This window comes from Streptomyces cavernae, assembly GCF_004023625.1.
Taxonomy (GTDB): Bacteria; Actinomycetota; Actinomycetes; order Streptomycetales; family Streptomycetaceae; genus Streptomyces; species Streptomyces cavernae.
In genome coordinates, this window is record NZ_RPDJ01000005.1 from 157,243 (window position 1) to 174,155 (window position 16,913).

The 16,913-nt window shown below is 70.8% G+C and carries 16 protein-coding genes and 1 pseudogene; 11 read left to right on the plus strand and 6 right to left on the minus strand.

Going from position 1 to position 16,913, the window contains the following annotated elements; all coding sequences use genetic code 11:
- Nucleotides 1-30: 30 nt before the first annotated feature.
- From EF387_RS15335 to EF387_RS15345, 3 genes are all read right to left on the minus strand, one after another.
- The gene (locus EF387_RS15335) at nucleotides 31-516 is read right to left on the minus strand and encodes an NUDIX hydrolase (protein WP_128377108.1); all 486 of its coding nucleotides are present in this window, start codon (nucleotides 514-516) and stop codon (nucleotides 31-33) included.
- On the minus strand, nucleotides 513-2,051 hold the full coding sequence (locus tag EF387_RS15340; protein ID WP_128377109.1) for an ATP-dependent DNA ligase: 1,539 nt from the start codon (nucleotides 2,049-2,051) through the stop codon (nucleotides 513-515). Before EF387_RS15340 ends, EF387_RS15335 begins: the two co-directional genes overlap by 4 nt.
- A 258-nt stretch (nucleotides 2,052-2,309) precedes the next feature.
- Entirely contained in the window at nucleotides 2,310-3,239 is a 930-nt protein-coding gene (locus EF387_RS15345; RefSeq protein ID WP_128377110.1) for an NAD(P)/FAD-dependent oxidoreductase, read from the minus strand.
- Between the two features lie 78 nt (nucleotides 3,240-3,317).
- Here EF387_RS15345 and EF387_RS15350 point away from each other — a divergent pair, with 78 nt between their 5' ends.
- From EF387_RS15350 to EF387_RS15385, 8 genes are all read left to right on the plus strand, one after another.
- Nucleotides 3,318-3,905 (plus strand): helix-turn-helix domain-containing protein, encoded by a 588-nt coding sequence (locus tag EF387_RS15350; protein WP_128377111.1) that lies wholly within the window; start codon nucleotides 3,318-3,320, stop codon nucleotides 3,903-3,905.
- A 185-nt stretch (nucleotides 3,906-4,090) separates the two neighbouring features.
- Entirely contained in the window at nucleotides 4,091-5,068 is a 978-nt protein-coding gene (locus EF387_RS15355) for an NADPH:quinone oxidoreductase family protein (protein ID WP_128377112.1), read from the plus strand.
- Nucleotides 5,065-6,255, plus strand: a complete 1,191-nt coding sequence (locus EF387_RS15360; protein ID WP_128377113.1) for an acyl-CoA dehydrogenase family protein — start codon at nucleotides 5,065-5,067, stop codon at nucleotides 6,253-6,255. Before EF387_RS15355 ends, EF387_RS15360 begins: the two co-directional genes overlap by 4 nt.
- Complete coding sequence (locus EF387_RS15365; protein WP_128377114.1) at nucleotides 6,252-7,349, plus strand: acyl-CoA dehydrogenase family protein; 1,098 nt, start codon at nucleotides 6,252-6,254, stop codon at nucleotides 7,347-7,349. Before EF387_RS15360 ends, EF387_RS15365 begins: the two co-directional genes overlap by 4 nt.
- A gap of 406 nt (nucleotides 7,350-7,755) precedes the next feature.
- Nucleotides 7,756-8,619 carry a phosphatidylinositol-specific phospholipase C/glycerophosphodiester phosphodiesterase family protein gene (locus EF387_RS15370; protein WP_128377115.1) on the plus strand — a complete coding sequence of 288 codons (864 nt, stop codon included), beginning with the start codon at nucleotides 7,756-7,758 and terminating at the stop codon, nucleotides 8,617-8,619.
- 98 nt (nucleotides 8,620-8,717) lie between these two features.
- On the plus strand, nucleotides 8,718-8,912 hold the full coding sequence (locus tag EF387_RS15375; RefSeq protein WP_128377116.1) for a hypothetical protein: 195 nt from the start codon (nucleotides 8,718-8,720) through the stop codon (nucleotides 8,910-8,912).
- A gap of 71 nt (nucleotides 8,913-8,983) precedes the next feature.
- On the plus strand, nucleotides 8,984-9,592 hold the full coding sequence (locus EF387_RS15380) for a TetR/AcrR family transcriptional regulator (protein WP_128377117.1): 609 nt from the start codon (nucleotides 8,984-8,986) through the stop codon (nucleotides 9,590-9,592).
- A 91-nt stretch (nucleotides 9,593-9,683) separates the two neighbouring features.
- Nucleotides 9,684-10,634: an SDR family NAD(P)-dependent oxidoreductase gene (locus tag EF387_RS15385; RefSeq protein ID WP_128377118.1), complete on the plus strand. Its 951-nt coding sequence runs from the start codon at nucleotides 9,684-9,686 to the stop codon at nucleotides 10,632-10,634.
- Nucleotides 10,635-10,910: 276 nt separating this feature from the next.
- On the opposite strand, the gene EF387_RS15390 is transcribed toward EF387_RS15385, so the two are convergent.
- The 3 genes and pseudogenes from EF387_RS15390 to EF387_RS15400 all read right to left on the minus strand — a co-directional run bounded on the left by EF387_RS15390 (nucleotide 10,911) and on the right by EF387_RS15400 (nucleotide 13,018).
- Nucleotides 10,911-11,462 carry a DUF3455 domain-containing protein gene (locus EF387_RS15390; protein WP_128377119.1) on the minus strand — a complete coding sequence of 184 codons (552 nt, stop codon included), beginning with the start codon at nucleotides 11,460-11,462 and terminating at the stop codon, nucleotides 10,911-10,913.
- 92 nt (nucleotides 11,463-11,554) lie between these two features.
- Nucleotides 11,555-11,686 (minus strand): annotated as a pseudogene (locus EF387_RS48350) (FtsK/SpoIIIE domain-containing protein); the annotation flags it as partial.
- Nucleotides 11,687-12,085: 399 nt separating this feature from the next.
- On the minus strand, nucleotides 12,086-13,018 hold the full coding sequence (locus EF387_RS15400) for a pentapeptide repeat-containing protein (protein WP_128377120.1): 933 nt from the start codon (nucleotides 13,016-13,018) through the stop codon (nucleotides 12,086-12,088).
- A 675-nt stretch (nucleotides 13,019-13,693) separates the two neighbouring features.
- Here EF387_RS15400 and EF387_RS15405 point away from each other — a divergent pair.
- Genes EF387_RS15405 through EF387_RS15415 form a run of 3 tightly spaced genes read left to right on the plus strand, consistent with a single transcriptional unit; the run spans nucleotide 13,694 to nucleotide 16,813 of the window.
- Entirely contained in the window at nucleotides 13,694-14,992 is a 1,299-nt protein-coding gene (locus EF387_RS15405; RefSeq protein WP_128377121.1) for an extracellular solute-binding protein, read from the plus strand.
- A gap of 7 nt (nucleotides 14,993-14,999) precedes the next feature.
- Nucleotides 15,000-15,917, plus strand: a complete 918-nt coding sequence (locus EF387_RS15410) for a carbohydrate ABC transporter permease (protein WP_128377122.1) — start codon at nucleotides 15,000-15,002, stop codon at nucleotides 15,915-15,917.
- On the plus strand, nucleotides 15,914-16,813 hold the full coding sequence (locus EF387_RS15415; RefSeq protein WP_128377123.1) for a carbohydrate ABC transporter permease: 900 nt from the start codon (nucleotides 15,914-15,916) through the stop codon (nucleotides 16,811-16,813). The genes EF387_RS15410 and EF387_RS15415 overlap by 4 nt, the downstream gene beginning before the upstream one ends.
- Nucleotides 16,814-16,913: the final 100 nt, after the last annotated feature.

Below are 16,913 nucleotides of genomic sequence, written 5' to 3' on the forward strand. Positions count from 1 at the left end.
CGCGCCGCGGGGCACCCCGCAACGCGGTACTCAGCCCGAGTGCTCCGCCAGCCGGTCAAGAAACGCGGACTGCGCCTTCACGATCACCGCCCGCGCCCGCTCCAGGTCCAGCCACGCCACCCGGTCCAGCTCCGGGAACTCCTGGAACCGACCCGACCTCGGCGGCCACTCCATCGTGAAGGTGCCGGGCACCATCGTCTCCGGGTCCAGGTCCGCCTCCACCGCCCAGGCCTTGACGATCTTCCCGCCGGTCTGCCGGACCTCCCCGAGGGCGACGGCCTCGCCGTCCGGCGGAGGCAGGCCCAGCTCCTCCTGGAACTCGCGGCGTGCGGCCTCCCAGGCCGGCTCGTCCGGCTGGTACTCGCCCTTCGGCACGGTCCAGGCACCGGCGTCGCGCCGCGCGAAGAACGGTCCGCCCATATGACCGAGGAGCACCGCCAGGCCGCCGTCGGCGTGGCGGAACAGCAGCAGACCCGCGCTGCGCCTCCCGGGGCGGGCCGGCCGGGCGCCCGTCACGGCCGCACCTCCGGGTGCGCGGCCAGCAGTGTCTCGACGGTGTCGGCCTCCTCCGGGCGTTTGTCCTCGCGGTAGCGCACCACCCGCGCGAAGCGCAGCGTGACCCCGGCGGGATAGCGCGTGGACCGCTGCAACCCGTCGTAGGCGATCTCCACGACGAGCTCCGGGCGTACGGTCACCACGTACCCCTTCTCCTCCACCGCCAGCTCCCGCAGCCGCTCGGTCTGCCAGGCGAGCATCGCGTCGGTCATGCCCTTGAACGTCTTGCCGAGCATGGCGAAGGAGCCGTCCGCGTTGCGGGCGCCGAGGTGCAGGTTGGAGAGCTTGCCGGTGCGCCTGCCGTGGCCCCACTCGGCGGCCAGGACCACCAGGTCGAGCGTGTGCACCGGTTTGACCTTGAGCCAGGAGGCGCCGCGACGGCCCGCGCTGTAGGGGGCGTCGAGAGCCTTGATCACCACGCCCTCGTGGCCGCGTCCGAGGGTCTTGGCGAGGAACTCCTCCGCCTCGGCCAGATCCTCGGGCCCTTCGGCCAGCGCGCGGCGCACCCGCATCGGCTCGGGCACCAGCCGCGCCAGCTCCGCGTGCCGCTCGGCGAACGGAAGGTCCAGCAGGTCCTGGCCGTCCACGGAGAGCGCGTCGAAGAACACGGGGGAGACTGGCACCGCCGCAGCGGCCGTCGCCACGTCCACCCGTGAGCCCACCCGGCCGGCGGTCTCCTGGAACGAGCGCGGCCTCCCCGCCTCGTCCAGCGCGATCACCTCCCCGTCCAGTACGAACCGCTCGCCCTTCAACTCCAGTGCGGCGGAGGTGATTTCGGGCAGCCGGTCGGTGATGTCGTCGAGGGTGCGGGTGTGGATCCGTACGGTACCGCCGTCGCGGTGGACCTGGACGCGGATGCCGTCCAGCTTCTCCTCCACCGCGCAGGCGCCGAGCTTCCCGAGCGCCTCGGCCACCGACGAGGCGCTCTGCGCGAGCATCGGCTGGACGGGGCGGCCCACGGTGAGCCGGAACCGCTCCAGCGCCCCGGGTCCCTCCGCCAGCAGCGCCTGCGCCACCGTCTGCAGCGAACCGGCGAGCATCACCGCCCGGCGCACATCCGCCGGGGGTGCCCCGGTCGCCTCCGCCAGTCCCTCGACGGCGACGGCGTCCAGCGCCCCCTGGCGCACCTCGCCGGTGAGCAGCCCGAACAGGAAACGCTGTTCGTCCGCGGTGGCCGAGGCCAGCAACTCCCCGACCAGCCGCCTGCGTTCGGCCTGCGAGCCGGTACCGGTGACCGAGCCGATCGCGGTCAGCCGGGCGTCCACGTCCAGGACACTCAGGCCGGGGTCCGAGGCGGGCGGGACGCCCTGGTCGAGCAGCTTCCACCCGATGCCCAGCCGGCCCTGCGGGAGTCTGCCCGCCAGATACGGGATCACGACGGGTACGTCCGCCGCGTCCGCGGCCCGGAACAGGTCGCCGAGCAGAGCGATCTTCCGGGACCGCGCCGACGTGGCGGCGACCTCCTGCGACACCTGTACGAGCCGGGAGAACAACATGGGGCCATGGTGCAACGGTGGCGCCGGTTCCGCCCCATGGCTGGTGTCGCCAGTGTTTGCGGCGCCCGTTGGCTGCTGTCGTCAGGGCTTGCGCCCCAGGGCTGCTGTTGTCACGGCTTGCGCCCGTTGGCTGCTGTCGTCACGGCCTGCGGCGCCCGCTGGCCGCTGTCGTCAGGGCTTGCAGCCCGCTGGCTGCCGTCGCACGGCTTGAGCCCGTTGGTCGCCGTCCTCGCGGTTTCCGCCCCGTGGCCGCCGTCGTCAGGGCTTCCGTGCCGGGGACTCGAGATCGCCGAACACCAGCTCCGTGTTGATCGCGATCCCCGCCAGGTGCCCGGCGCTCGCCGCGTTGATCACCTGTGCCTGCATGGTCGCCGCGTTTCCCGCCGCCCAGACCCCGGGAACCGTGGTCCGCCCGGTCTCGTCGACCACCGGGAACTTGCCGAAAGGTGTCTCGCGCAGTTCGGCGCCGAGCCGTCCGAGCAACTCGGTCCGGGGCCGTATCCCCGGACCGACGAACAGCACCTCACGCGGGTGGACACGGCCGTCGGCGAGCCGCACCCCGGTGAGCCGGTCCTCCTCCACCACGAGCCCGCCGACCTCGCCGTCCACCACCTCGATGCCCGCCGCGGCGAGCCGGCCGAGCTCGTCCTCCGCCTCGAGCGTGTGCCGGAAGAACACCACGTCCTTCGACCACTGGCTCACCAGCAGTGCCTGGTGCACGCTCATCGGCCCGGTGGCCAGCACACCGAAGGCCCGGTCGCGGACCTCCCAGCCGTGGCAGTACGGGCAGTGCACGACATCCGGCCCGCCCCACCGCTCGGCGATCCCGGGCACGTCCGGCAGTTCGTCGACGAGGCCGGTGGCGATCACCAGCCGCCGGGCGCCCACGGACCGTCCGCCGGAGAGGGTGACCGTGAAGCCGTCGGCACCGTCCCGTGCGGCGTCCAGCACCCGCTCCCGGACCAGCTCGACCCCGTACCCCTGGATCTCCCGCCGCCCTTCGGCGAGGAAATCGGCGGGCGGCATGCCGTCCCGGGACAGATAGCCGTGCATGTGCGCGGCGGGCGCGTTGCGCGGTTCGCCGGCGTCGACGACGAGCACCCGGCGCCGGGACCGGCCGAGGACCAGTGCCGCGGCGAGCCCCGCCGCGCCGCCTCCGACGACGACGACTTCGTACTGCTGGGTCATGGTGACCACCTCCACGAAGAAGGTCGCCCGACCACCGCGGGATTGACAAACTACTTTGCTGATTCTGCAATAGGTGCCATGAGTGACACGGTGCAGCAGACCGATGAGGTCCTCGCGGAGGTCGGTCCGCGGCTCCGGCGTATCCGCAAGGAGCGCGGTGCCACGCTGGCGGGGTTGTCGCAGGCCACCGGGATCTCCGTGAGCACGCTCTCCCGGCTGGAGTCGGGGCTGCGCAAGCCCAGCCTGGAACTGCTGCTGCCGATCGCCCGCGCGCACCACGTGGCGCTGGACGAACTGGTCGGCGCGCCGCCGGTGGGTGATCCGCGCGTGCGCGCCCGGCCGATCGTGCGGCACGGGCGCACCTATTGGCCGCTGACCCGGCAGCCGGGCGGACTGCAGGCCTTCAAGGTGCTGGTGCCGCAGGGCAGTCTCGAACCGGAACCGCGCACGCACGAGGGCTACGAGTGGCTGTACGTGCTGGCCGGGCGGCTGCGGGTGGTGCTCGGCCAGCACGACGTGGTGCTGTCGGCCGGGGAGGCCGCGGAGTTCGACACCCGGGTGCCGCACTGGTTCGGATCGACGGGGGAGGGGCCGGTGGAGTTCCTCAGCCTGTTCGGGCCGCAGGGGGAGCGCATGCATGTGCGGGCACGGCCGTCCCGGTCGTGAGCGCTGTTCGGTGGTCCTGAGCGCTGTTCTCCGATCGTGAGCCGTCTTCTGTGAACCTGGGCCGTGTTCCGCGATGGTGAGCGGTGTTCTGTTTCGAGACACCCACGACTGTTCCCAGATGGGCAAGCGACCGCTTAGTATGCGGAGGACCCCGGTCCGACGGAGCAGTCCTGTGGAGGCCCCGCATGCAGGCATGGCAAGTGCACCGGAACGGCGAGCCGAGCGAGGTGATGACCCTCGAGGACGTGGCGCGCCCGGAACCCGGCGACGGCCAGGTGTTGCTCAAGGTGCGGGCGGCCAACATCAACTTCCCGGACGCACTGCTGTGCCGCGGCCAGTACCAGATCACGCCACCGCTGCCGTTCACGCCCGGCGTGGAGATCTGCGGCGAGACCGAGGACGGCCGACGGGTGATCGCCAACCCCGTACTGCCCCACGGCGGCTTCGCCGAGTACACGGTCGCGGACGCGGCCGCCGTACTGCCGGCCCCGGACGCCCTGGACGACGCCGAGGCCGCCGCCCTGCACATCGGCTACCAAACCGGGTGGTTCGCGCTCCACCGCAGGGCCCGGCTGGAGGCCGGCGAGACGCTGCTCGTGCACGCCGCCGCAGGCGGGGTCGGCAGCGCCGCTGTGCAGCTGGGCAAGGCGGCGGGCGCCACGGTCATCGGGGTCGTGGGCGGCGCCGACAAGGCCGCCGTCGCATCCGAGCTGGGCTGCGACCTCGTCATCGACCGGCGCACCGAGGACGTCATCGCCACCGTGAAGCAGGCCACCGGCGGCCGGGGCGCGGATGTCGTCTACGACCCCGTCGGCGGTGCCGCGTACGCGCAGTCCGCGAAGGTCGTCGCGTTCGAGGGACGGATCGTGGTCGTCGGCTTCGCCAGCGGCTCCATCCCGAGCCCGGCCCTCAACCACGCCCTGGTGAAGAACTACTCGATCCTGGGCCTGCACTGGGGCCTGTACAACACCAAGAACCCCAAGCTCGTCCAGCACTGCCACGAACAGCTCACCGAACTGGCCGCGCGGGGTGCGATCAAGCCGCTGGTCAGTGAGCGGGTACCGCTGGGCGGCGCGGCCGACGCCGTGCAGCGGGTCGCCGACGGGCTCACCACCGGACGGGTCGCCGTCGTCCCCGGCGACACCGAAGGAGAAGCGGCATGACCGTCACGCCCGACGCGGCCGAACTGCGCCGCCGTACCCAGGAGTTGCTCGCCGCGCATCCTCCGGCCGACACCGGGCGGCTCGACTTCCTCAAGGCCCGCTTCGACGCCGGACTCGCCTGGGTGCACTACCCCGAGGGTCTCGGCGGGCTGGGCGCTCCCCGTTCCCTCCAGGCCGTCGTGGACGCCGAGTTGGAGGCCGCCGACGCGCCCGACAACGACCCGCGGCGGATCGGCATCGGCCTCGGCATGGCCGCCCCGACGATCCTCGGCTTCGGCACCGAGGAGCAGAAGAAGCGCTTCCTCAGGCCGCTGTGGACCGGCGAGGAGGTCTGGTGCCAACTCTTCAGTGAGCCGGGCGCCGGATCCGACCTCGCCGCGCTCGGCACGCGTGCCGTACGGGACGGCGACGACTGGGTCGTCAACGGACAGAAGGTGTGGACCTCGAGCGCCCATCTCGCCCGCTGGGCCATCCTCATCGCCCGCACCGACCCGGAGGTGCCCAAGCACCGCGGCATCACCTACTTCGTCTGCGACATGACCGACCCGGGCGTCGAGGTCCGGCCCCTGCGCCAGATCACCGGCGAGGCCGAGTTCAACGAGGTCTTCCTCACCGACGTGCGCATCCCCGACGCACACCGGCTCGGCGAGATCGGCGACGGCTGGCGGGTCGCCCAGACCACCCTGATGAACGAGCGCGTCTCCATCGGCGGCATGCGGATCCCGCGCGAGGGCGGCATGATCGGCCCGGTCGCGAAGACCTGGCGCGAACGCCCCGAACTGCGCACCCACGACCTCCACCAGCGGCTGCTGAAGCTGTGGGTCGAGGCCGAGGTCGCCCGGCTCACCGGCGAGCGGCTGCGCCAGCAACTCGTCGCGGGGCAGCCCGGCCCCGAGGGCTCCGGCATGAAGCTGGCGTTCGCCCGGCTCAACCAGGAGATCAGTGGCCTGGAGGTCGAACTCCGCGGCGAAGAGGGTCTGTCGTACGACGACTGGACCATGCGCCGCCCGGAACTGGTCGACTTCACCGGCCGCGACGCCGGCTACCGCTATCTCCGCTCCAAGGGCAACAGCATCGAGGGCGGGACAAGTGAGGTCCTGCTCAACATCGTCGCCGAGCGCGTCCTGGGCCTGCCGGCCGAGCCGCGCACCGACAAGGACGTCGCGTGGAAGGACCTGGCCCGATGAGCAGCACGAGCACACAGCCCGACCTGCTCTACACCGAGGAGGAAGAGGCCCTGCGCGCGGCCGTCCGTGGTCTGCTCGCCGATCACTGCGACGCGGCCGGCGTGATCGCCCGCACCGAGACGGACACGCCGCACGACATGTCGCTGTGGAAGGTCCTCTCCGACGGCATGGGGCTCGCAGGCCTGCTGGTGCCCGAGGAACTGGGCGGCCAGGGCGCCTCGCACCGCGAAGCCGCCGTCGTCCTCGAGGAACTGGGGCGATCGGTCGCGCCCGTGCCCTACCTCACGAGTGCCGTCGTCGCCACCGAGGCGCTGCTGGCCTGCGGAACCGAGGACCTGATCACCGAACTGGCGGGCGGCCGGGCGATCGGAGCCCTCGCCGTCGCGCTGAACGTGGCAACGGGCGGGGCCTACCGGCTCGTACGGCAGGAAAACGGAGCCCTGCACGGCGAGTTGACCGCGGTCGCGGACGCGGCCTGCGCCGACGTGCTGCTCGTGCCCGCGGACGACGGCGGCCTGTACGCGGTCGACGCCTCCGCCGTGACCGTCACGCCGCAGGTGTCCCTCGACCTGACCCGCCCGCTGGCGAAGGTCTCCCTCGACGGGGCGCCGGGACGACTGCTGGGGGACGCCGAACCCGCCGTGCAGCGCGCCCTGCGCGCCGGGGCCGGGCTGCTCGCCTCCGAGCAACTGGGCCTCACCGACTGGTGCTTGACGGAGACGGTCCGCCATCTGAAGGACCGCAAACAGTTCAACCGGCCCGTCGGCGGTTTCCAGGCCCTCAAGCACCGGCTCGCCCAGCTGTGGCTGGAGTCGGTCAACCTGCGGGCGGCGGCACGGAACGCGGCCGGCGCCCTCGCCACCGGCAGCGGGGACACCGACCTGGCGGTCGCGGTCGCCCAGGCGTACGCCGCACCCGTCGCGGTCCACGCGGCCGAGGAGGCAGTCCAGTTGCACGGTGGCATCGGCATGACCTGGGAACACCCCGCGCACCTCTATCTGAAGCGGGCCAAGGCGGACGCGATCGCCTACGGCACGGCGGGCGGCCACCGCGAGGCACTGGCCGGCCTCGTCGATCTGCCCGCGCCGTCCTAGCCCTGTCGTCAAACTTCGCCGACGATAGGCCGTCGACCCGGTGAGGCCTGCCCCGGCCGGGGGGCTGGGCAGGCCGTCACCGAGGTCGGCCGGGCAGGCGGGCCCATGTCCTGATGCCCCCGATGCCCCACCGATGCTCGGTAATCGGGCCGTGCCCGGATGCCGGACGCTGCGGCGGAACGCCGGTCTTCACACGCCGGATCTTCGCACGTTGGACGCCGGTCTTCCGACGTCGGATGCCGGACTTCCCACGCCGGACGCCGGACGCCCTACGTCGGACGCAGTAGGCCGGACCCAGGTGAACGCACGACGGCGGTCCGGCCAACTCCCCGCACAGCTCTGCTCCTTGCGGTCGTTTCCGCCGCATACTCGCTGGGATCCGTACGGCATTCCAGGGAGGCACGGCATGGCCCTCACCACCCGACGCAGAGCCCTCACCACCCTCGGCGCCGCCCTAGCGGGCTCCATCGCGGTGCCGTCGTACGCGACGGCGGGCGAGTCGAGGCGGCACCGACCGCGTCCGCTGTGGCGCGCCCACGCGCACAACGACTACGAGCACCCCCGCCCTCTCTTCGACGCCCTCGACCACCGCTTCGGCAGCGTCGAGGCCGACATCTTCCTGGTCGGCGGCCAACTCCTCGTCGCCCACGACCCGGTGGACCTCGATCCGCGGCGCACCCTCGAGTCCCTCTACCTCAAGCCGCTCGCCGCCCGGGTGAAGGCCAACCACGGCTGGGTCTACCGGGGGCAGCGCAGGCCGTTACAGCTCCTCATCGACATCAAGACCGAGGGCGCGTCGACCTATCTCGAACTCGACCGTCAACTGCTGCGGTACCGCAACCTGTTCACCACGTACGAGCACGGACGCATGTACCCCGGCGCGGTCACCGCCGTCATATCCGGCGACCGCGCGGCCCGTGTCCCCATGGAGGCACAGACCGTCCGCCGTGCCTTCTACGACGGCCGACTCGCCGACCTGGGAAGTGCGGCGCCCGCCTCCTTCATCCCGCTCATCAGCGACAACTGGACGCTGAACTTCACCTGGCAGGGTGTCGGCGCGTTCCCCGCGGCGGAGCGGGCCAAGCTGCACGACATCGTCAGGCGGGCCCACGACCGCTGGCAGAGGGTCCGGTTCTGGGCCACGCCCGACCTCGCCGGAGCGGCCCGTGACGCGGTCTGGGGCGAACTCCTCGCCGCCGGCGTGGACCACCTCAACACCGACGACCTCGCGGGCCTCGAAGCGTTCCTGGACGCCCGCCACCGGCAGTAACACCCGTTCGGCGGACACGCCGGTCGCCCGAACGCCTCCTCCGCTACGCCACACTTGCGGCCGAATGCCGCGAAATGGACGTGGCGGAGGAGGCGATGATGGCTATTTCCATCTCTGTGGTGCTGCTGCTGTTGATCCTTGCCCTGGTCTTCATGCGCAGCGGCGGCCTGAAGTTCCCGCACGCCCTGGTCTGCGTCCTGCTCGGCTTCCTGCTGGCGAGCTCCAGCGTGGCACCGACGATCCACAACGGGCTCGTCGGCACCGCGGAGATCGTCAGCGGCCTGCGGCCCTGAGCCTCGCCGAGCGCCACAGGACAGTGATCGCCGCCAGGCAAACCAACTGTTCTGTTCGGTAACGTGGGGACATGGCTGACCAGCCCCTGACCGCGCGCGGAGCCGCGACGTACCAACGCATCCTCGATGTGGCGACCCAGGAGTTCGCCGAGCATGGGATCGCCGGAGCGCGTGTCGAGCGGATCGTGGCCGCCGCTCGCACCAACAAGGCGCAGCTCTACGCCTACTTCGGCAACAAGGAAGGGCTCTTCGACGCCATCTTCCTCGGCTCGCTGGAGCGGATCGTGAACGTCGTCCCGATCGACGCCACCGACCTCGCGGACTGGGCGGTACGCCTCTACGACGAGTACCTCCGCCGCCCCGACCTCATCCGACTGGCCACCTGGGCACGCCTGGAGCGACGCCCGGCCGGCCACCTGGTCGAGGATTCCGACCGTCTCGACGACCCGAAACTGCGCGCCATCGCCGAGGCCCAAGCCGCCGGCCTGGTACGCCAGGGAGACCCGTTCGACGTCATGGCCATGGTTATCGCGATGTCCATGGCGTGGTCACCGGTCAGCAATGTCTACGCGGCGACCGCGGAGGAGCCCCCCGAACTGCACGAGCAGCGTCGCGCACTGCTCCGCGAGAGCGTCCGCCGCGCCATGACGGCGTCTGGCGGGGCTGTCGGTGATCCATAGGCGATTTGTCGGTGGCCGCTGGAACGGTGGGCGTCGAGTCGCACAGCGGAGCAGCCGCAGCCGCCGTCAACCGCAAGGGAGCCCCGTCGTCATGTCGTCCACGTCCTCCATCGTGCCCTGGGATGTCCAACGGCCGCCGCGTGCCGATGGCCGCGTCTTCCTGGTCACCGGCGGCAACGCCGGCATCGGGTACTTCGTCGCGGAGCAGTTGTCGGCAACCGGGGCGACCGTCGTACTCGGCAGCAGGAATCCTGCGAAGGCCGAGGTCGCCGCGGCCTCGATCCGCGCGCACGTCGCCGGCGCGCGGGTGCGGTCCGCGCGGCTGGACCTGGCCGACCTCTCCTCGCTCATAACAGCGGTGGAGTCACTGGAGGTCGGCTGCCTCGATGCGGTGGTACACAACGCCGGCGTCGCGCTTGACGACCCGTCGCGCAGGGAGACCGAGGACGGTCACGAGCTCATGTTCGGCACGAACCACCTCGGGCACTTCGCGTTGACCCATTGGCTGATGCCGCTGCTGTCGGCTGCGCCGGCGGCCCGCATCGTGACCATGGGCAGCTTCGCGGCGAAGTCGGAGCGGCTCGACCTGGGCGACCTGCAGTCCCGGAAGGACTACCGGCCCAAGCGCGCCTACGGACGCTCGAAGTTGGCACAGATGTACTGCGGCGTCGAACTCGACCGCCGCCTGCGCGCTGCCGGCAGCACGGTGACGAGCGTGGTGGTCCACCCCGGCGGCGCGCTTGACTCCCTCACCCCGTCACGGCCGCCGGTCCATGTGCGAACCGCCGGCGCACGGCTGGGCGCGGCACCTGCGGCCCTCCTCGTCCAGGGCAAGCACGCCGGCGCATGGCCCGCGGTCCGCGCGGTGCTCGACCCGGCCGTGCGCGGAGGCCAACTGTGGGGACCGCGCGTCTTCGGCCTGCGCGGCGAGCCCCGACGTGAACCGGTGTGGAACCACCTCGGCGACACCTCCGTCGCGGCGCGGTTGTGGGACGCGAGCTGTGATCTGACCGGCGTCGACATCGGTACTGTCCCCGGATAGCGACAACGGCGGCGACTGGGGCGGCCACTGGCGCGGCTACCGGGGCAGGCGAGGTCCCGAGTTTCTGGAGCATGACCTCGCGTTCGGTGTTCACCGGCTGCTCGAGGTACTTCGCCCGGCGGCCGGGACGCGTGGACGCTGACGCGCCGGAGGGAGCGGTCCATTGGGGCGCGTACTTCCGCTCCGGGAACTCCGGGCGGAAGTTCAACGCGGTCGACGGCTACCGAGGCCGCTCCGGATCGTCCGGAGCGGCCTCTGCCGTTGTTCCTTACCGCATCACTTGGCGGGCTTGTAGAAGGCGTAGGTGGCGGAGTAGCCGACGCTGACCTGGTCGGTGCCGGTGCAGGCGGTGGTGGGGGCGACGCCGCCGCGGGTGTCGAGGCGCTGGATGTAGGAGACGTCGGCGAAGACCCCGCTGCCGCGGGTGGCGGTGGACTTCAGGAGCAGCTCGGGGATGGTGCCGGTCTTGGGGGAGTTGGCGACGGCGGTGGCGTTGACGGCGCTGCCGTCCACCGTGGACACCCAGACGGGGCCGCGGGAGTGCAGGGCGACGGGGCGGCGGGAGTGGTCCTTCTTGGCCCAGAGGGTGGCGGCGGGCTCCAGCAGCTTCCAGGCGCCGTCGGTGCAGGTGTAGACCTGGACGCCTTCGGCGGCGAAGACGCCGGTGAGCCGGTTGCCGTCGGGTACCTTCAGCGCGGCCGGAACGTCGGCGCCGACGCGGGTGGGCTGCGACGCCGCGGCCTGGTCGGCCGTCGCGCTCGAGAGCGTGCCGGCGGTTACTGCGGCGAGTGCTGCGGTGGTGAGAACGAGACGCTTGGCGAGGTTCATAAGGTGTTTCTCCACAACGATTTCCGAACCAGTGCATGGGGGTGGACGCGGACGTCGGGCAGGTCCCTGAGCCGGGACCGCGTGGTCCGCCGAGTGATGGACCGGGCGACAGCGACGGCGTCCTTGTTGAGATCACCGAGGGGCATTTCAGCCGTGCCGGGATCATTGACGCGATGACAGCTCCGGGCGCCGAGTCGAGCGCGCGGCGCGGTGACGCCGGGGCCCTGCGGCGGCCGGGATTTTCCGCTGCGGATCATCACGCCTCATGAGTAGGGAGTATCGCCGGACGGGTTTCGGCCTGACGAGGGTCTTCGGGGCATACGGGCGGTCACGCCGCCGCGCACTTCCGGGCCGTTCGACGTGCCGTCAGGGCAGTCGGCTGCGGGCGGGCCGCGCACCGCTTGCTTCGGCAGGGGCACGACAAGTGGACGGTCGTGAGGACAGGCTACTCACACACCTCCGTCGAGGACACGCAGGACCATGAGGTGACCCCATGTCTGCCACGTCGAGTTCCACGAAGGCCCGGGCCGCTCCGCGCATCGGCGCGCATCTCACGCATCTCACGCAGGTTCATTCCCGCCGACGGGTAACTACGGCCCCCGGACGAGGGGGCCGCGCTCCGCTCACCGCAGAAGCATCTGCCTCGCCGACGCTGCCGTCCTCATCTGTCCCCAGGTCAGCATGGCGACCCCGACGGCGCCCGCGCCCACCGCCAGATATGGCCCCGCCATGCCCAGGCCGACCCCGACCGCGCACTGCGGGCCCTGACAGGTCTGCTGAACGGGATCGCCGACCCCGGAGGCCACGACTTGGCCGATCATGAATCCGATGAACATGTGCAGGGCGAGTACGACCAACAGCCTGCCCGCCAGGCCGAAGACGAGTCGGCGGGCCCGGACAGCCGCCGGTGCCGGTGCCCGGCCGACGACCACCAGCAGCCGCAGGGCGAGCACGACGAACAGGCCCGCAGCCCCGATGAGCAGATAAAGGTCCCAGCGGGTGACTCCGGTGACACCCTCGAAGGTCGCATCGTCGAGCTCGGCCTGCGTGAACTGCGCCCCGGACAGGGCGGCCCCGTCCAGTCGGGCCCCGGTGAGATCCGCCTGGGTCAGGTCGGCGCCGGTGAGGTTCGCGCCCGTCAGATCCGCCTGCGAGACGTTCGCCTGGGTGAGGTCGGCATGGCTCAGGTCCGCCTTGGCCAGCGTCGCGCCGACCCACTCCGCCTGGGTGAGGTCTGCCTGGTGCAGATCCGCGCCGGACAGGTCCGCGCCGGTGAAGTCGTCCTGGGTGAGCGAGAGGCCGGCCAGGTCGGCACCGCGCAGATCGGCGCAGCGGAACGTGTGGTCGGAGTCGATGTCCTGCTGCGTCAGGTGCTTCCCGGCGAGTTGCTTCCCTGAGTGGGTGGCACATGCAGAGGACTGCGATACCCGCGACGACTCCGGCACCACTGCCTGCGCCGGACCCGCGGCGGCCAGCAGGACGGTGACGGCCAGCGCCCCGCACAGCCGGCGGGCCGTCACAGTGCCGGGCCCCGGCCTACGCAACGACGCGAACATGCAAGCTCCCCTCCGCGAGATTCCACCGGCGCTCGCGCCGATCCGGATCCCCGCAGCCCCCCGCCACACATGGCGTCCCGCACGCACTCCCGCGCAGGCGAACGCCACGGTAAGCCTCCCTGCTTGCCGTGGCAACCTCCATCAACCGGCCCCGCCGGGTCGGATCAGTGGGTGCGTTGAGCAGTGGGTGTTTCCTCACTGAAACCCGCGCTTCGCTCCGGCGTTCCATGGGCCGCCGCGCGGGTTGCTGACACGGTCGCGACGACACCCCCAGGGGACCGCTGCCGGCTCGGCGGGCACCGGGCCGACGGCTACCACGGCGACCACAGGTGAGCGTCCCGACGCTGTCGATGCCGCCGCCAGGGTGTTACCCAACGTGACAGAGGTGCCGTCGTCAATCGCATGAAGCGGGCATACCGCCCCAGAATTTACCAATGCGGCAGGCAGTAGTCGCGACTCAGTGTGACGAAGCAATTTAGCTACAAGTTCCGAAATTATCGGGGACGTTTCCGGGCACGCCGCCGAAACACACCATTCCTACCGTCACTGTCGACGGCACAGATTCCCCATCGGGGCCGTCAAGTCCATCGGCTCATCGGGTCCGGCGGATCAAAAAAGCTACTTCCACCGGAAATCCCCTCACCGCCCCGCACCTTCATCAGGCAGGAGCCACGAGTGTCCAACATCTCCAGACGCGGCGCCCTACGGCTGACCGGCGGCATGGCTGTCCTCGGTACCCTCGCCCTGGCGGGCTGTGGGCGCGGCGACGACACCGCTGCGACAGCCTCCGCCAAGCCCGTCGACAGCTCCCCGGCCACGGGCACCGTCAAGGTGTGGGCCGCCCAGGGGGATGCCGACGTGCTCGACAAGGTCATCAAACCGTTCAAGGCCGCGAATCCCGACCTCGACCTAACGTTCACGTTGATCCCGAACGCCGAGTACTACACCAAGCTCCAGTCGGCGATCGCGGCGGGCAAGGGACCCGATGTGGCCCAGTTCTTCCCCGAGTCGCAGGTGCAGTTCCTCGATCCGTCGATCCTTCAGCCCGTTCCGGACGGCCTCGTCGACCCGAACAGCTTCTTCGAGAGCCTCTGGGACGCCGGCGTCGTCAAGGGCGTCGCCTACACGGTGCCCTGGTACGCCTACACCTACGCGCTCGTCTACCGCGCCGACCTTGCCAAGAAGGCGAGTGTCAAGGCGCCCACCACCTGGGACGAGATGGTGCCGTTCCTCAAGGCGCTCCAGGAGGCGGGCGCCGCGCGCGGCCTCGGGGCCGACATCGGCTGGGACATCTTCAACGGCCAGGACGTCGCCATGTACGCCTGGCAGGCAGGCGGCTCGCTGCTCTCCGCCGGCGGCAAGTGGACCCTCGACACTCCGGCGATGGTCGACGCTCTCAAGTTCAACGCGTCGTTCTTCACCTCGGGCGCCGCCGACACCAGCGGTCCCACATTCCTCGACGCACAGCCGTACTTCGTCGCAGGCAAGACCGCCACGATGATCACCGGCCCTTGGGTCGTCGGTCAGCTCGACACCGCCGCGAAGAAGGACGGCTGGGCAGCGTCCAACGTCGCCACCGCACCACTGCCGGCCGGATCGTCGGGCAGCACCTCCTTCTCCGCCGGAGGCAGTTGGGGCGTGCTCGCGGGCAGCGGCAACGCGGACGCCTCCTGGAAGCTCATCCGGCACATCGCGAAGCCGAGCACACAGGTCGCGCAGTACAAGGCGTACAGCTCGCTTCCGGCCGTCATCTCCGCCTGGGACGACCCGGCCATCGCGGACCAGCCGCTGCTGGACGCCTTCCTCACGCAGATGAAGAACACCCGGGCGTTCCCGCAGGTGAGCACCTGGCAGCAGGTCGCGACCCGGCTGGGCAAGGAGATGGAGGCCGTGGCCAAGGGCACCCAGACCGCCGAGAAGGCGGCTGCGAGGGCGCAGTCGTACGCCGAGAGTCTCGGCACGGGTACGGGGTGACTCCTGGATGACCACCATGATCGCGGGATCCCCGCGCAAGGCTCGGCGCTCCCGGGGCGCCCGTCGAACGGCTGTCGCATGGCTGTTCCTCGCACCGTTCACCCTCGCGTTCCTGCTGTACACGGCGATCCCCACCGTCGCCGCGCTCGGGTTCAGCCTGACCGACCTGCGGGGCACGGATCTGCGTCATCCGCTCGCCGTCGACTTCATCGGGCTCGACAACTACCTCCGACTGTTCCGGGACGAGAGCTTCCTGCGGGACCTCCTCAACACCGCACTGTTCGTGGCCGTCGGGGTGCCGCTGACCATGGGGGTCGGGTTCACGCTGGCTCTCGCGGTGAACTCCGGCATCCGGCGGCTGCGCGGCGTGTTCCGAACGGTCTTCTTCGCTCCGGTCGTCACGAACGTCGTCGCGGTCGCGTTGATCTGGCAGTACGCCTTCAATGCCAACGGCACCGTCAACGAGGTGCTCGGCGCCGTCGGCTTCGCCGGACCGAACTGGCTGGACGACCCCGACCTGGCCATGCCCGTGGTCATCCTGCTCGGGGTCTGGCGCAACTTCGGCACCGCGATGGTGCTGTTCCTCGCCGGTCTGCAGGCGGTTCCACGGGATGTGTACGAGGCCGCCGCCATCGACGGGGCCGGCCGATGGCGGCAACTGAGGCACATCACCCTGCCGCTGCTGCTGCCCACCACCCTCATGGTGACGGTGCTGCTGACCGTCTTCTACCTCCAGGTGTTCGACGAACCGTACCTGCTCACGGACGGCGGCCCGCTGGGCTCCACCGAATCGGTGGCGCTGTACACGTACCACCAGTTCGGATCCGGCGAGTTCGGGGTCTCCTCGGCCGCGTCCTTCGTGACACTCGTGCTCGTGACCCTGGTGAGCGTCGTCCAGTTCCGGCTGCTGAGGCCCCGCACATGACCGCCGTAGCGACGCTGGAAAACGCCGAGCCGAAGAGCGCCGACACGACCACCACCGACCGGATCGCCGTGCGCCACCGGTCCGTCGCCCGGCCCCTGCTGTACGGCGCCCTGGTGCTGTGCGCCCTGCTCACACTGCTGCCGTTCCTCTGGGTGCTCAGCGGATCTCTGCGCAGCCTCGACGAGATCCGCTCCGACCCCGGTGCCTGGCTGCCGGACGACGTCACCCTCGACAACTTCACCCGGCTGTTCGCCACCGCGGGCTTCGGCCGGTTCCTGGTCAACAGCATCGTGGTTGCCGCGATCGTGGTGGCCGGAAACATCGTGGCGGCCTCGGCCGCCGGTTACGCGATCGCGAAGCTCGACTTCGCGGGCAGGCGGATCGCGTTCGGCGCGGTCATGGCGGCGCTGATGGTGCCCTTCACCGCGGTGTTCGTCCCACAGTTCGTGATCACCGTCGACCTGGGTCTGGCGGACACCCTCGCCGGCATCGCCCTGCCCAGCGTGGCGATGCCGCTGTCGGTCTTCATCATGCGGCAGTACGCGCTGTCGATCCCCGACGAACTGCTGGAGGCGGCCCGGATCGACGGCGCGGGCGAGTTCCGGATCTTCTTCCGGATCTTCCTGCCGCTGGCCGGCCCCGCCGTCGCGACGATCACGATCATGTCCTTCCTGAACTCGTGGAACTACTTCATCTGGCCGCTCATCGTGGCCCAGAGCACATCCGGTTACACGCTTCCGGTGGGCCTTGCCGCCACCAGTCAGGCGGCGGCCCACGTCACCGACTACGGACTGATGCTCGCGGGAGCGATCGTGGTGATGCTGCCGGTACTGGTGCTCTTCCTTTTCCTGCAGCGTCACTTCGTGCAGGGCATCGCCGGAACGGGAATGCGGTGACCCCGTCGGACGACCGGACGGAATCACCCGACGCGTCCCGGCACGGCCCCGCCCCGCGGAAGGTGCCGCCTTTCGCCACGGCCACAAAGAGGGCGGAGGT

What these genes read in the sequence shown, in the direction of transcription:
- EF387_RS15415 (WP_128377123.1), top strand. Translation starts at nt 15,914, where the DNA reads ATGACCGCCGTAGCGACGCTGGAAAACGCCGAGCCGAAGAGCGCCGAC.
- EF387_RS15355 (WP_128377112.1), top strand. Translation starts at nt 4,091, where the DNA reads ATGCAGGCATGGCAAGTGCACCGGAACGGCGAGCCGAGCGAGGTGATG.
- EF387_RS15380 (WP_128377117.1), top strand. Translation starts at nt 8,984, where the DNA reads ATGGCTGACCAGCCCCTGACCGCGCGCGGAGCCGCGACGTACCAACGC.
- EF387_RS15350 (WP_128377111.1), top strand. Translation starts at nt 3,318, where the DNA reads ATGAGTGACACGGTGCAGCAGACCGATGAGGTCCTCGCGGAGGTCGGT.
- EF387_RS15410 (WP_128377122.1), top strand. Translation starts at nt 15,000, where the DNA reads ATGACCACCATGATCGCGGGATCCCCGCGCAAGGCTCGGCGCTCCCGG.
- EF387_RS15390 (WP_128377119.1), bottom strand. Translation starts at nt 11,462, where the DNA reads ATGAACCTCGCCAAGCGTCTCGTTCTCACCACCGCAGCACTCGCCGCA.
- EF387_RS15345 (WP_128377110.1), bottom strand. Translation starts at nt 3,239, where the DNA reads ATGACCCAGCAGTACGAAGTCGTCGTCGTCGGAGGCGGCGCGGCGGGG.
- EF387_RS15360 (WP_128377113.1), top strand. Translation starts at nt 5,065, where the DNA reads ATGACCGTCACGCCCGACGCGGCCGAACTGCGCCGCCGTACCCAGGAG.
- EF387_RS15400 (WP_128377120.1), bottom strand. Translation starts at nt 13,018, where the DNA reads ATGTTCGCGTCGTTGCGTAGGCCGGGGCCCGGCACTGTGACGGCCCGC.
- EF387_RS15365 (WP_128377114.1), top strand. Translation starts at nt 6,252, where the DNA reads ATGAGCAGCACGAGCACACAGCCCGACCTGCTCTACACCGAGGAGGAA.
- EF387_RS15370 (WP_128377115.1), top strand. Translation starts at nt 7,756, where the DNA reads ATGGCCCTCACCACCCGACGCAGAGCCCTCACCACCCTCGGCGCCGCC.
- EF387_RS15340 (WP_128377109.1), bottom strand. Translation starts at nt 2,051, where the DNA reads ATGTTGTTCTCCCGGCTCGTACAGGTGTCGCAGGAGGTCGCCGCCACG.
- EF387_RS15375 (WP_128377116.1), top strand. Translation starts at nt 8,718, where the DNA reads ATGGCTATTTCCATCTCTGTGGTGCTGCTGCTGTTGATCCTTGCCCTG.
- EF387_RS15385 (WP_128377118.1), top strand. Translation starts at nt 9,684, where the DNA reads ATGTCGTCCACGTCCTCCATCGTGCCCTGGGATGTCCAACGGCCGCCG.